Source organism: Campylobacter sp. W0066.2, assembly GCF_024723515.1.
GTDB lineage: Bacteria > Campylobacterota > Campylobacteria > Campylobacterales > Campylobacteraceae > Campylobacter_D.
The window spans coordinates 36,489-51,075 of record NZ_JANQCV010000006.1 but is presented as its reverse complement, the minus strand read 5'-3'; the positions used below and the strand labels follow the sequence as shown (position 1 = coordinate 51,075).

The following is a 14,587-nucleotide window of genomic DNA, read 5'->3' as shown; positions in this document are numbered from 1 at the left end:
GAGAGTTTATGCAAGAAATGGAAGTGGTATTTTTAAATGATGAGTTTGTAAAAGCTAGCGAAGCTAAAGTGAGTGTTTTTGATAGAGGTTTTATCTTTGGGGATGGAATTTATGAAGTAGTTCCTGTAGTAAATGCAAAAATAGCTGACAAAGAAGAATTTTGGGAGCGTTTTGAGCGCAGTTTGGCTCAAATTGAACTACAAATTCCTTATACAAAAGAAGAATTTGAAAATATTTTAGAGCAATTAATCATTAAAAATTCTCTTAAAGAAGGCGGGCTTTATATGCAAGTTACTAGAGGGGTTGCTAGTAGAAATTTTGCTCTTTTAAAGGGATTAAAACCTACTATTATGGCTTTTGCTTTTGAATGCAAGGTGATTGAGCATGAGCATGCTAAAAACGGGGTGAGTGTTATTTCAACAGCTGATTTAAGATGGAAAAGAAGAGATATAAAATCTATTTCTTTATTAGCTCAATGTCTTGCAAAAGAAGAAGCTATAAAAGCTAAGGTTTTTGAAGCTTTTATGGTGGAAAATACTTTGGTAACGGAAGCTTCTAGTAGTTCAGCTTTTATTATAAAAGATAAAACTTTAATCACTAAGCCATTTTCTAATGAGATTTTACCAGGAATTCGCCGTAAAAATATATTAAAATTTGTAAAAGAACTTGATCTTAAAGTAGATCAAAGAGCTTTTAGTATGAAAGAAGTGTATGAAGCTGATGAGGTGTTTATTTCTGCAGCTACTTTTTTGATTTTGGGTGTTATAAAAGCAGATAGTAGGGTAATTAATGATGGTAAGGTGGGTTTTTATACTCAAAAGCTAAGAGAAAAATATGTAGAAAAAATACAAAAAGAGGTTTTTTAATCAAAACCTGCGTTTGTAAATTCTTTAGGATTATCAAGAGCGTAGCGGAATTTTTCCCAGTCTATTTGTTTATCCCAAATAGCTACGATTAAAGCTGCTACACTATTACCACATAAATTTCCTACTGCACGAATTTCAGACATAAATTTATCCACGCCCAAAAGTATAGAAATAGCAGCCACAGGTAAAACCTCTCCCAAGCTTGCCCCTAAGCCATTATTAGCTTCTGCTATATGTATATTAGATAAAGCTGCCAGCATACTTCCTAGTATGATAAAACCTGAACCAGTTACACCAACTGCACCTTTTGAAGCTATCATCAGTACGATTAAAATGCTAATTTCATGCGTTAAAGAAAGCTCTGCATTAAAAGCTTGCGCAAGGAAAATCAAACTCATAGCTAAATAAATATTAGTACAATCAAGATTAAAACTATACCCAGTTGGCAATACTAAACCCACAGTGGCCTTTGAAATTCCTGCTTTTTCAAGTTTTCTCATAAGTGGAGCTAATGCTGATTCGCTAGAGCTTGTGGCAAAAACTATCAAAACTTCTCTTGAAATAAAACGCATAAATTTAAAAATATTAACTTTGGCAATAAAACAAATAAGTCCTAAAACTCCAAAGATAAAAAGCAAAGAAGCAAGTAGCATAACAATAAGCAAATATCCTAAATTTAATAAAAAATCAAGCCCATATTTTGCCACTAAAAAAAGCCATCGTAGAAAAAGCAGCAATAGGAGAAAAATACATAATGATTTCTAGAATTTTAAAAACAAAGCTTTGCATTATTTCTAATGTTTTTTGTATTGCTTTTCTCTCATCAATTCTCATAAGCGAAATAATAAAAGCACAAGCTAGAGCTATAACTAAGATTTGCAAGGTTTTTCCTTCGCTAAAAGCAGCGATGATGTCAGTAGGTATAGCATCTTTTAAAATATGCAAAATCTCATTTTGCGCGCTTATTTCTATATTGTTATTGACAAACTGAGCTACACTATCTTTAACTAAGGTACTTGGATCAAGATTCATTCCTTTTCCAGGTCTCATAATATTTGCCATAAAAATACCAATAGCTAAAGCAAAAGTACTCATTACTTCAAAGTATAATAAAGCTTTAGCACCCTATACTTCCAACTTGTTTTAAGCTTTCAAGACTAACAACTCCTGAAACAATAGTTAAAAATATAATAGGTCCTATGAGAATTTTTAAAGCTTGTATAAAATAATCCACTCCGATTTTACTAGCTAATGCAAGCTCTTTATCTAACAAACCAAGACTAATATCAGCTATAATTCCTATAATCACCCAAAAACCTAAATTTTTTAACATTTTTTTGAACTTGCTTGGTTTTTAATGAGTGATTACTAACACAAAAACTACTTGTAATTTTAAAAACAACACATATTAGCAAAGAAAAACTTATTTTTATGATTAAAATAAATAAAAAATAAACAATATTCTTAAAAATAAGAATTTTTTAGCTTATTTTGTAGCTAAAAGTAGCATTTTGTAGTATTTTTGTATTATTTATTATGAAATAAATAATGATAATGTTTATCTAAATTTAAGAAAGCTAGTACTATACTTGCGACTATGATTTTAAAAATGAATATCATTTCGGAGTAAAATAGTGTTTAAAAAAATAAGTTTGTTAATGATTTTTTTATTTTGTTCTATTGTTTATGCTAGAGAGATTGGTTATCAAAAAGAAGCTCAAGCAATCAAACAAATTTTAAATGAAAGTATGATTTTATATAAAGAAAATAAAAATTTAGAAGCGAAAAAAAAGGCAGAAGATGCATACTTTCAGCATTTTGAAATCATGGAAGGTTCTATTGGACGTAATGTCGGTAGAAAAGCCATTGTTATGGAGCGTAAATTTGTTAATTTAAGAAAGCTATATAAAGATAAAGAAGATTTTTCTAAAATAGAAGCTTTGATTAGTAGTTTGTATTTTGATTTAGATGAAATAGTTCCTATTTTAGAAAAAGGTTTTCAGCTTAAAGCTGAAGCTAGTGATGTAAATTATGATAAAAAAGCAGCCGAAAGCTCATCTTTAAAAGCAGAAAAAGAGCGCCAAGCGCAAGCTGAGGCGATGTTTGTAGCTTTACTTGGAGAAGATGTTAAAGAGCAAACTTCGCAAAACTCAACTCAAAGTTTGGCTACTCAAGAGCAAAACACTCAAAAAGATGAAGTATTACTAGCTTTGCAAGAAGCTTCAGCTTTGGATGCAAGATTGCAATTTTTGATGGATTCTATGATTTCAAAGCTTGATCAAGCTGCATTAGCTTTTATAAATAAAGACTATCAAAAAGCTAAAGATTTGATTCAATCAGCATTGTTTGAAGACTATAGAAACTCAAAAGTAGAAGTTTTAGTAGCAAGATATACTAAAGCAGGGGTGGATAAAAAAATTCAAACCAAGCTTAGAACTATTATAAGAAAAATCAATGCTAATACTTTAGATGAAAAAACTATCAGAGATGAAATTTCAAGTATATCAGATTTATTATATGAAGCGTTTTTAGCATTACCTAAAGAGGAATTAGCTTTACTTCAGGTTAAAGGTTTTGACGAGAGCGCTATGAGCGCTAAAAACTATACTAAAGTATATGATGATATGAAAATTGCTCTTAATGATATTTTGCAAAATTATGAGGGATTTAATTTAAATAGTATAGATGCTTTACAAAATGTGTATTTGGATATTTTTGAAGCAAGTGGTATGGAAAGTAAAATTGGTACTATTGATAGTGCTTTAAAATTAAAAATAGAAAGTTATTTTTCAAAAGGTGTTGCACTTATTAAGGCAAGTGCCTCTAAAGAAGAATTAAAGCAAAATTTTGATGAGCTTAGTACCTTAGTAGAAAGCTCTTTGGATAAAATTCAAGAATCCTCGCCTATGTCTTTATTTATATGGGCTTTAGGTATTATTTTAAGAGAGGGTTTGGAAGCTTTAATTATCATTGTAGCTATAGTTTCATACCTAGTTCAAAGTGGCAATAAAAAGCGTTTAAATATAGTATATTCAGCACTTTGGAGTGGAGTGTTTTTAAGCTTTGTAACGGCATTTTTTATATCGTGGATTTTTAAAGAACAAGCAGGACAAAGCAGAGAACTTTTAGAGGGCATTACTATGCTTGTGGCTGTTGCATTATTATTTTATGTGGGTTTTTGGCTTTTGTCAAATGCACAAAATAAAAAATGGGCAAATTATGTAAAAACTCAAGCAGTTGAAGCTATCTCAAATAATTCAGCAAAAACCTTATGGTTTAGTGTGTTTTTAGCTGTATATAGAGAAGGTGCTGAAACTATTCTTTTTTATCAGGCTTTATTATTTGATGCAAAAACAAGCATAGATTATAGTCTTATATTTATAGGATTAGCTAGTGGATTAATTATACTTATCATACTTTATTATTTATTAAAAGCTGGTGCTTTAAAAATACCAGTAAAACAATTTTTCTATATAACTTCATACATTATTTTTTATATGGTCTTTGTCTTTACAGGCAAAGGCATTGGTGAGTTCATAGAAGCTAAGGTTATCACCCCAAGCTTACTTCCTTTTGATTTTGAAGGAATTTTATGGCTTGGAATTTATCCTTACTATGAGAGCATCATACCTCAGTTTATGGTTTTAATCTTACTCATTATGGGTATTTTTATAACAAAGCAAATTTCAGATAAAAGGGAAAAAATATGAAAAAAACTTTATTAAGTTTAGGCGCAGCAGCTAGTATTTTAGCTAGTTCAGTTTTTGCAGCAGAGGTGCCAATTGGCGATCCTTATGAGTTAAATGGTATGGAAATAGCAGCGGTTTATTTACAACCAATCGAAATGGAACCAAGAGGGATTGATCTTGCAGCAAGTTTAGCAGATATTCACCTTGAAGCAGATATCCATGCATTAAAGGGCAATAAAAACGGCTTTCCAGAAGGTTTTTGGATCCCTTATTTAACTATAGCTTATAAGCTTACAAATTTAGATAATGGTAAAGTAAAAACAGGAATTCTTATGCCTATGGTAGCAGATGATGGCCCTCACTATGGTGCAAATTTAAAAATGGATACAGGCATAGGAAATTATGAGTTAGTATTTTTAATAGAAAGCCCAGAAAAACAAGGTTTTGGACGCCATGTTGATAAAGAAACAGGTGTTGGCAAGTGGTTTGAGCCATTTTCGGTTAAATATAACTTCAAATACGCAGGAAAACCTAAGTGATTTTTCCCTAGCTTTTTGCTAGGGTTTATTTATGAAATTATTGATTTTATAAATAAATTCTATCAAAGAAGAGCTTATGTCGATTTATTTTGTACATTTTTTTGGAGTATTTTTTTCTTATGCGCTTTTGAGTGCTTTATTTTTTTATAATTTAAAAAATTCTTTAGTGTTTAAACTTGCTTTTGTGGGTTTTGTTTTTTCTTATTTTGCCTTTTTTATTAGCGCTAAAACACTAAGTTATGATTTGTTATATTTTTCTAATGATATTTTATTTGTTTTATTGTCTTTGGGTATTATCATTTTTTCTTTTATAAAAAATAATTTTTTAAAAGAAAAAATTCAAGCAATATTGCTTTTTTTATTATCTTTTGCTTTTGGTATAAAATACTTACATATTTCTATTGACTTTCCTATATTAAGCACTAATTTTTTAGATTCTTTAGCGATTAGTTCTTTTGGGCTTATTTTGCTTGCTTTTGTTATGTGTTTTGGGGTTTATCTTTTTACAAGATGGTTAAGGGGATTTAAATTTAAGTTTTTAAATTTATTTTTACTCATTATCGTGATTTTTTATCTAAATGAAGCTTTAGCGCAAATTTTATTGTACCTTATGAGAGAAGGTGTGATAGAAACAGAAAGTTTATATTTAAGCTATGTGGCAAAAAGTGTATATTATGCTAAATTTTATGCATACATATGGTTTTTATCATTATTTATTTGCATAGTTTTAGCTCTAAAGCAAAGAGTGAGTGACAACAGCAAGAAAAAAGATTTTGATATAGAATTTAGAAAAAATCAAGCAAAAAATTCAACTATAACTAATTTTAGTGCAAGTATTTTTAGTGCTATGATTTTGAGTCTTTGTATTTTTCTCTTTTATGACTTGCATACTTCAAGACCGGTAACCATAGACGAGCCAACCTATGTAGAGCCAAATGAAAATGATGAATTTGTTTTTGATGTAGCTATTTTAAGAGATAATAATTTACACCGCTTTGCTTATATTAGTGATGAAGGTAAGGTAGTGAGATTTTTCTTAATTAACAAAAGAGAAGATAAAGACTCTCCAGTAGCAGTTTTTGATGCTTGTAGCATATGTGGGGATATGGGTTATGTTAAAAAAGGTGGAGAGTTAATTTGTATTTCATGCAATGTTAGAATTTTCTTACCAAGTGTAGGTAAGGCAGGTGGGTGTAATCCTATCCCTATGAAATATAAATTTGAAAATGGTAAGGTTATCATACCTTTTTCAGAAATTTTAGATGGGGTAAATTTTTTCACTCAAGTAGTAGAAAAGAAAGTTTATGATCCTATTGATCATACTGAGCTTATTAACTTAAAAGCACCAAGATCTTATGTTTATAAAGGAAGAACATATTTTTTTGCTAATGAAAAAAATTATGAAGAGTTTAAAAACGATCCTTTAAAATACATCGATATGAATAAGACTTCAAAATATAGAATTCATAATTTATTAGGAAATGACTATGCAAGTTAAGATTGTAAAAAACTCTATTTTTCAAAATAAAATTCAAAAATCCCTAGCTTTGCTAACGATTTTTTTAGCTACTTTACTTATGGCTACTATGTTAAATCTTACTTTGGGTATAGGTAATGAAATTACAAAAGAATTAAGAAGTTATGGATCGAACATTTTAGTTTTACCTAAAGGCGCAAGTTTGAGTGTAGAAGTGGGTAATAAAATTTATGAGCCTTTGAAAAATCAAAATTTTTTAGAAGAAAACAAGATCCATACTATAAAAGAAATTTTTTGGAGAAATAATATCAATGCCTTTGCGCCATTTTTAGATACTCAGGTAAAAATTCAAACTCCAAATGTAAATTATGAAAATATCTCTTTAGTGGGAACTTATTTTGATAAGGCTATAAAGATTCAAGATGATGATGATTTTTATGCGGGTATTAAAGAATTATACAAATATAGTCAAATCAAAGGAAACTACCCAAAAGATGATAGTTTAGATGAAATAATGCTAGGAAAAGACTTAGTGCAAAAGTATGATTTAAAAATAGATGATGAAATCACCCTGATGCAAAATGATCAAATTTTTAAAGTAAAAATTGTTGGTATTATAGACTTAACTCAAGCCTTTTCAAATAAAATCATTACTTCTTTACTTTTAGCACAAAAACTTTCTAGAAAAGAAGGTTTATTTGCCAAAGCAGAAGTTTCAGCTTTGACTATACCTGAAAATGATTTAGCACAAAAAGCAAGACGTGATGTAGATAGTCTTGATCAGCTTGAGTATGATCAGTGGTATTGTACCGCTTATGTAAGTTCTATTGCTTATCAAATCGCAGAAGATTTTAAAGGCGCTAGCACAAAAGTAGTGAGTGCGATTTCAGATGCAGAAAGTTTGATAGTATCCAAAATTCAATCTTTAATGGCAGTAGTTAGCATTATATGCTTAATCGTAGCTTCCATAGCCATATCATCTTTAATGAGTGCAGATATTTCTAGAAGAAAAAGCGAAATAGGACTTTTAAAAGCTTTGGGTGCTAGCACTTTGCAAATTTATATGATTTTTGTACTAGAAGGGGTTGTAGTAGCTTTGGTTGGAGCAGTTTTTGGTTTTACTTTTGGTGTGGGAGTTTCAGAAGTTATTGCTCTAAGTATATTTGATCATACTATTGCTATATCTTGGATTATTTTACCAATTTGCTTATTTTTTGCGGTGCTTATAGTATTTTTAGGATGTTTGTTCTCTATTAAAGGAATTTCTAAACTTTCTACTTCAGAGGTTTTATATGGCAAATAATTTTTTTATGCAAGAGGTTTTTAAATCTCTTATTTTTTCTTATAAAAGAGTTTGTATTATTTTTATAGCTGTGTTTATGGGTGCTATGGTCAGTGCTTCATTTTTTAATATTTATTTTGATATTGACACAAAATTATCTAAAGAATTAAAGGCTTATGGAGCTAATTTTATCATCACGCCAAAAGACGGTGAGTTTTTAAGCATGGATGAATTTAATCAAGTCAAAGAAAATTTGAAAGCAAAAGCTTTAACCCCATTTTTATATGGTTTTTATAATCTTGAAAGTTCAAGTGCGGTAGTTGTTGGGGTTGATTTTGCAAATTTAAAGCTTACCAAGCCTTTTATGGAGGTTTTAAAAGGAAGTTTTTCTTTGAGTGATTTTAGTGAAGATAGTGCCTTTGTAGGGGCTGATTTAGCTAAGCAACTTGAGCTTAAAATAGGACAAGAATTACAAATTTATAATCCAAGTATTTCCAAAATAGTCAAAGTAAAAATCAAAGCTATTTTAAGAAGCAACGATGAGCAAGATGGGGTTTTAATCATTTCTTTAAAAAAAGCACAAGAGTTAGCAGCTAAAGAAGTGATAAATTATGCTCAAGCTATTTTACTAGGTGATTATGAAAGTTTAGATCAAAAAGCAAAAGAACTTAGCAAGGCTAATGTAGAAGCCAAAGTCATAGCTTCAGTGTCCATTAGCGAAGGTGTGATTTTAGAAAAGATTAAAGCTTTAATGGCTTTGATTAGTTTAACGATTTTACTCATTAGTTCTTTGAGTGTAAATACCACTCTTAGCGCAGTGATTTTTTCAAGAAAAAAAGAAATAGCCTTGCACCTTGCACTAGGAGCTAAGCATAAAGAAGTTATTAAGCTCTTTGGAGCTGAAGTGTTTATTTTAAGTTTAAGTGCGAGTTTGCTCGGTGCTTTTTGTGGATATTTTTTGGCAAATATTTTTGGGTATTTGATTTTTAATGCAAGTATAGATTTTAGGTTGCTTTCAGTGTTTTTTGCGGTGCTTGTTTCTTTAGTATTTGCATTTTTTGCAAGTATCTTACCGCTAAAAAAAGCTTTAAAAATCAATGTTTGTGAAAATTTAAAGGGTGAGTGATGAAAAATATTATAAAAATTTCAAATTTAAATCGTAATTTTAATGAAGTTAAAGCTTTACAAAATATCAACCTAGAAGTAAAGCAAGGCGAATGGCTAGCTATCATGGGTCCATCAGGTTCAGGTAAATCAACGCTTTTAAATATACTTTCTTTGATGGATACTCAAAGTAGTGGGGAGTATTTTTTAGATGATAAAGAAGTTGGAAATTTAAGCGAAGAAGAAAAAAGTGTAATTAGAAGGGAAAAAATAGGCTTAATTTTTCAACAATTTCATTTAATACCTTATTTAAATACCTTAGAAAATGTTATGCTGGCTCAGTTTTATCACTCAAGTATAGAACAAAAAGACGCTATAATGGCACTAGAAAAAGTAGGGCTTTCACACAGACTTACGCATTTACCTAGCCAATTAAGTGGCGGGGAGCAACAAAGGCTATGTATAGCAAGAGCTTTGGTGAATGATCCTGAAATTTTATTAGCAGATGAGCCAACTGGAAATTTAGATGAGGCAAATGAAAAAAACATTCTAGAGCTTTTTTGTAAATTAAAACAAGATGGCAAAACTATAGTTTTAATCACTCACAATCCAGACTTAGCCACCTTTGCTGATAGAACTATCATTTTAAGCCATGGAGTGATGAAAAGTGAAAATTAAAAGTATAATTTTAGCTTGTTTATGTTTAGTTTTTTTAAGTGCGTGTTTTGAAAACAACAATAAAAATGGTGGTAAAATAGGCTTAAAAGCACCAGAAATCGCAGCAAAAAATTTAGAAGGTGAGAAAATCAAACTAGCTGATTTTGATAATCTTATCGTTTTAACCTTTGTGGAGCAAGGTTGTGCATCTTGTTTAAAAGACTTACCACTTTTGGAAAAACTAGTCAATGAATACCCTAAAAAAATGACTATTTTAGCGCTTGATTCTATAGATAAAGGTAAAGATTTTGAAGAATTTGCTACAAAATATGATTACAAAAATATCACATTTTTGCAAGATGATTTAGATATCTCATGGCAAAGATTTAGTGTTTTTGCGGTGCCAACTACTTTTGTCATTAAAGATGGGATTGTACAAGATAAAATTATAGGAGAAAAACCATGGTCGCAACTAAAAGCATCTATTGCTTCTTGGCTTTAATAAGTGTTTTTTTCTTTAGTGCATGCTCGAATAATGAATTTCAAACCCTAAATTCAAATCAAAACTATACTTTCAAATATGATGGTTTTGAAAAAACCTTAAAAACGCAAAATGCAAATCAAGCTTATGCTTTATTTTTTTTCACGCAAGATTGTGGTGCGTGTAGTGCGCAAATTCCTAAGCTAAACGAGCTTTATAAAGAAAGAAACTTTCCTATTTTAGCGGTACTGAATGGAGCTAATTCAAAAGAAGAAGCTCAAAAAATTCTTTTGGAAAAAAAGCTAGATTTACCACTTTTATATGAAGCCAAAGCAAGTTCATTTTTGTCTAAAGCTGTGGGTGGAATTTATGGTGTGCCTGTGATAGTTTTTTATGATGAAAAAGGCAAAATAAATGAAAAATTCATCGGACTTACCCCAAAAAGTGTTTTAGAAAATAAAATTAAATTTCTGCAATAATGTTTAAATTTTTAAAAATGTACGAATTTTAGCGCACAAGATTTGTTAAACACCAAAGAAAATTTCAGGTTTTAATCTAAGCATTAAACAATATGCAGCCAAACTAGCTTGTTCTCTTGTGTAGTTTCTATTGCCTTGTATGTGAATGCATTCTTGCAAAAAGGTTCCATCTTTATACATAGCTCCTATGTAGATGGTGCCTGCTTTGGTATTTTTATCATTTTCTTCTCCAGCTACCCCACTAAGCGCTAAAGCAAAATCACAATTTGTGGTTTTAAAAACCCCTTTTAGCATAAAATAAATACAACGATCAGAGTATTCTCCAACACTTTCTAAGGTATCATTACTTACTCCAAGCCAAGAATTTTTCAAACGATTAGAATAAGTGATTAAAGAACCCTCAAACACACTAGAAATTCCTGAATTTTCAGCAAATTTTGAAGCACAAAGCCCTGCAGTACAGCTTTCTGCAAAGGAAATTTTTAAGTTTTTTTCTAAAAGTTTTTTAGCTATAAATTTAATAGGATCATTTCCTAAAAATACTTTGCCTGTAAAAAGTTTAAACACTCCTTTTAAAAATCCTTCTAGTTTTCCATATTGACTAGCGCTTGCTCTAATACAAATGAGATTATCTAATAATGCACTTGAGCTAGTTTGAATTTCAAAAGAAGTAGTAAGTGTACTAAGTAGGATATTTGCACTCGTTTCATCTATATCTAAAAGACAAAAATAGGCATAGTCAAGCTCAGGATTTTGTAAAATTAAAGGCAATTTTTGCTCTATATTTATGTTTAATAAATTAATATGACATTGCTCAAAAGAGCTTAAAAAGGAATTTTTTTCACGCAAAGCTTTTGAAGGCACTAAGGTGTTATTTTCTAATATTAAAACATCATCATTTAAGGTTGCTATGATTTTAGCTATGGTTGTATAGTATTCGCTAATGCTAAAAATGGTTATATAGTTATATTCTTTAGAAAGTTTTTCAAGTAAAAAAGGAAGTTCTTTGTCAGGTTTGTTTATAAATTTTAGCTCATGAAGTTCTAAAAACTGCTTTTTGTATTCTTCTTGTATATAATGCATATAATTTTCATTAATGATGATTTCACTACCTATAATGATGATAAGATGTTTCATGATTTTCCTTTTTTTCTTGCGATTATAACAAAAAAATAAGTGCAAATTAAAAGTATTTTAAGTAGAATTTACTATTTTTAAATTTTTCAAGGTGGATTATATGGATTATAAAGATACGCTATTGCTTCCAAATACGACTTTTGCAATGCGTGCAAATTTAGCAGAGCTTGAGCTTAAGCGTTTTAGCAAGTGGTTTGAAAACAACTATGCTTATGAAAAAATGAAACAAAAAAGACAAGGGGTAAGTGAGAGTTTTACTCTGCATGATGGCCCTCCTTATGCTAATGGACATTTGCATATTGGCCATGCTTTAAATAAAATTTTAAAAGATATCATCATAAAAATGCATTATTTTCAAGGTAAAAAAGTGCGTTTTACTCCGGGTTGGGATTGTCATGGTTTGCCGATAGAACAGCAAGTTGAGGTTAAACTTAAAGATAAAAAGCAAAGTTTAAGCAAAAAAGAAATTCGTGAGTTTTGTAGAGAGCATGCGAGAGAATTTGTAAATATCCAAAGAGATGAATTTAAGTCTTTGGGTGTGATTGCTGATTGGGATGAGCCATACTTGACTATGAAAAATGCTTTTGAAGCTGACATTTACAAAGCTTTGTGTAAGATCGCTAAAAAAGGACTTTTACTAGAAAGAAGCAAGCCTGTTTTTTGGAGTTGGGCTGCTAAGAGTGCATTAGCAGAAGCTGAAGTAGAGTATGAAGATAAAGAAGATTATTCTATTTTTGTAGCTTTTGAGCTTGATAAGACTTCCCTTGAAAAGCTAGGTGTAAAAAAAGCTAAAGCAGTTATTTGGACTACCACGCCTTGGACTTTACCGGCAAATCAAGCTATATCTTTAAATCCAAATGAAAAATATGTTATCACTGAAGAAGGTTATATTTTTGCTAAAGCCTTGCTTGAAAATATGATCAATAAAAACTTCACTCAAGGAAAAATTCAAAAAGAACTTTTAGGTGTTGAATTTGAAAATTTAAGTGCTATTAATCCACTCAATCAAAGAAAATCCACTCTTATTTTAGGTGATCATGTTTTAATGGAAGGTGGAACAGGGCTTGTGCATACTGCACCAGGACATGGTGAGGATGATTATTATGTGTGCTTAAAATATGGCATTGAAGTGATTATGCCAGTAGATGATGGTGGATGTTATGATGAAACACTAAGAGCTAAAAGGCTTTTACCAGAACATTTGCTAAATGAGTTTATAGGACTTCATATTTTTAAAGCAAATGAGCGTATTTTAGAATTACTTGGCGAAGCTTTGCTTGAAAGTTCTAAATTTACACATTCTTATCCATTTTGTTGGAGAACGCATAAACCGGTTATTTATAGAGCCACAAAACAATGGTTTATCTTAATGGATGAGAAAAAGCTAGATGGAAAATCTTTAAGAGAGTTAGCGCTAGAACAATTAAATAATGTGAAATTTTACCCAGAAAGTGGAGTAAAAAGACTTAGCTCTATGATAGAAAATCGCCCTGATTGGTGTATATCAAGACAAAGAGATTGGGGTGTGCCTATCGCATTTTTTAGAGATAAAAACACCAAAGAAGTGATTTTTGATGATGATATTTTAGATCATTTGGTGGGAATTTTTGAAGCAAATGGAGCTGATGCGTGGTGGGATTTAGAAATAAAAGATTTATTGCCGCCAAATAGTAAATATGATCCAAATAATTTAGAAAAAGTTTATGATATTTTAGATGTTTGGTTTGATAGTGGTAGTACTTGGGAAGCAGTATTAAACTCAGCAAGATATGACGCAGGAGAATATCAAGCTTCAATGTATCTTGAAGGAAGTGACCAGCACCGTGGGTGGTTTCAAAGCTCACTTTTAATTTCTACCGTGATTAATCACAAAACCCCATATAAAAACATACTTACTCATGGCTTTACTGTTGATGAAAAGGGTCAAAAAATGAGTAAATCAAAAGGCAACGTGGTTTTACCTCAAAATGTAGCTAAAAATTATGGGGTAGAAATTTTAAGACTTTGGATAATGCTTAGTGATTATTCAACGGACTTAAAAATTTCAGATAATATCTTAAAACAAGTAAGCGAGCAGTATAGAAAGATAAGAAATACTATAAGATTTTTACTTGCAAATACTAATGATATGGAATTTTTAGAAACAAAAAATTTCACACTTTTAGATAAGTGGATCTTAATGCGTGCAAAAGTTGTTTTTGAAGCATGTGAAGCTGCTTTTGGAAAATATGAATTTGCAAAAGGCTTTAGTGTACTTTTAAATTTCTTAAGTGCGGATTTAAGTGGAATTTACTTAGATGTGTGCAAAGATAGATTATATTGTAATGCAAAAGATGATACAAAAAGAGTAAGTGCGCAAAGTGCTATGGTGCTAATAGCTAGAAAACTTTTTGCGCTTTTAGCTCCAAGTTTAACTTACACCATAGATGAAGCTTTAGAGCATGCAAATGTGGCTATTAAAGAAAATGCTAAAGATGTGTTTGATTTGGTATTAAAAAATGGCTTTGATTATGAGTATAAAATCGAAGATGAATTATTTATAAAATCAAGAGAAAAATTCTTTGAGCTTGTTGATGTGTTAAAAAAAGATAAAATCATCAAATCAACCCTAGAGTTAAGCTTGCAAATAAGCGCAAATGAGCTTTTGAGTGAAGATATTGAAGAAGTAGCTGATTGGTTTATGGTAAGCTCGGTAGAAAGCTTAGGTGATAAAGAAGCTTTGAGTGAGTTTAAAATAGATGATCATAGTTTTAAAATCGTGCGCTCTTCATTGCACAAGTGTCCAAGATGTTGGAAGTTTTTAGCAAAAGAAGAAGAATGCTTATGTCCAAGATGTAATAGCGTGGAAAAAGCAAAAAATGTTTGAGCAAGCTTTA

The 14,587-nt window shown here is 30.4% G+C and carries 11 protein-coding genes and 1 pseudogene; 10 read left to right on the top strand and 2 right to left on the bottom strand.

Annotation, left to right across the window (positions count from 1 at the left end; all coding sequences use genetic code 11):
- Window positions 1–8: 8 nt before the first annotated feature.
- Window positions 9–866 carry a D-amino acid aminotransferase gene (locus tag CAMP18498_RS03745; protein ID WP_337197650.1) on the top strand — a complete coding sequence of 286 codons (858 nt, stop codon included), beginning with the start codon at window positions 9–11 and terminating at the stop codon, window positions 864–866.
- Here CAMP18498_RS03745 and CAMP18498_RS03740 read toward each other — a convergent pair.
- Window positions 863–2,199: pseudogene (locus CAMP18498_RS03740) on the bottom strand (cation:dicarboxylate symporter family transporter). The gene CAMP18498_RS03745 and the pseudogene CAMP18498_RS03740 sit on opposite strands and share 4 nt — an antisense overlap.
- Window positions 2,200–2,524: 325 nt before the next feature.
- Here CAMP18498_RS03740 and CAMP18498_RS03735 point away from each other — a divergent pair.
- The 8 genes from CAMP18498_RS03735 (at window position 2,525) to CAMP18498_RS03700 (ending at window position 10,574) form a co-directional block, all read left to right on the top strand.
- On the top strand, window positions 2,525–4,576 hold the full coding sequence (locus tag CAMP18498_RS03735) for an FTR1 family iron permease (protein WP_337197649.1): 2,052 nt from the start codon (window positions 2,525–2,527) through the stop codon (window positions 4,574–4,576).
- Window positions 4,573–5,094, top strand: coding sequence for an iron transporter (locus tag CAMP18498_RS03730; protein WP_337197648.1), 522 nt, complete (start codon window positions 4,573–4,575; stop codon window positions 5,092–5,094). Before CAMP18498_RS03735 ends, CAMP18498_RS03730 begins: the two co-directional genes overlap by 4 nt.
- A gap of 76 nt (window positions 5,095–5,170) precedes the next feature.
- Window positions 5,171–6,592 (top strand): Fe-S-containing protein, encoded by a 1,422-nt coding sequence (locus CAMP18498_RS03725; protein WP_337197647.1) that lies wholly within the window; start codon window positions 5,171–5,173, stop codon window positions 6,590–6,592.
- Window positions 6,582–7,874, top strand: a complete 1,293-nt coding sequence (locus tag CAMP18498_RS03720; protein ID WP_337197646.1) for an ABC transporter permease — start codon at window positions 6,582–6,584, stop codon at window positions 7,872–7,874. Before CAMP18498_RS03725 ends, CAMP18498_RS03720 begins: the two co-directional genes overlap by 11 nt.
- Window positions 7,864–8,979, top strand: a complete 1,116-nt coding sequence (locus CAMP18498_RS03715; RefSeq protein WP_337197645.1) for an ABC transporter permease — start codon at window positions 7,864–7,866, stop codon at window positions 8,977–8,979. Before CAMP18498_RS03720 ends, CAMP18498_RS03715 begins: the two co-directional genes overlap by 11 nt.
- Window positions 8,979–9,635, top strand: a complete 657-nt coding sequence (locus CAMP18498_RS03710) for an ABC transporter ATP-binding protein (RefSeq protein ID WP_263737377.1) — start codon at window positions 8,979–8,981, stop codon at window positions 9,633–9,635. The genes CAMP18498_RS03715 and CAMP18498_RS03710 overlap by 1 nt, the downstream gene beginning before the upstream one ends.
- Window positions 9,625–10,116, top strand: a complete 492-nt coding sequence (locus CAMP18498_RS03705) for a TlpA family protein disulfide reductase (protein ID WP_337197644.1) — start codon at window positions 9,625–9,627, stop codon at window positions 10,114–10,116. The genes CAMP18498_RS03710 and CAMP18498_RS03705 overlap by 11 nt, the downstream gene beginning before the upstream one ends.
- On the top strand, window positions 10,077–10,574 hold the full coding sequence (locus CAMP18498_RS03700) for a TlpA family protein disulfide reductase (RefSeq protein ID WP_337197643.1): 498 nt from the start codon (window positions 10,077–10,079) through the stop codon (window positions 10,572–10,574). The genes CAMP18498_RS03705 and CAMP18498_RS03700 overlap by 40 nt, the downstream gene beginning before the upstream one ends.
- A gap of 45 nt (window positions 10,575–10,619) precedes the next feature.
- On the opposite strand, the gene CAMP18498_RS03695 is transcribed toward CAMP18498_RS03700, so the two are convergent.
- Window positions 10,620–11,711, bottom strand: a complete 1,092-nt coding sequence (locus CAMP18498_RS03695) for a CinA family protein (RefSeq protein WP_337197642.1) — start codon at window positions 11,709–11,711, stop codon at window positions 10,620–10,622.
- A gap of 100 nt (window positions 11,712–11,811) precedes the next feature.
- Here CAMP18498_RS03695 and ileS point away from each other — a divergent pair, with 100 nt between their 5' ends.
- Complete coding sequence (gene ileS, locus CAMP18498_RS03690; protein WP_337197641.1) at window positions 11,812–14,577, top strand: isoleucine--tRNA ligase; 2,766 nt, start codon at window positions 11,812–11,814, stop codon at window positions 14,575–14,577.
- Window positions 14,578–14,587: the final 10 nt, after the last annotated feature.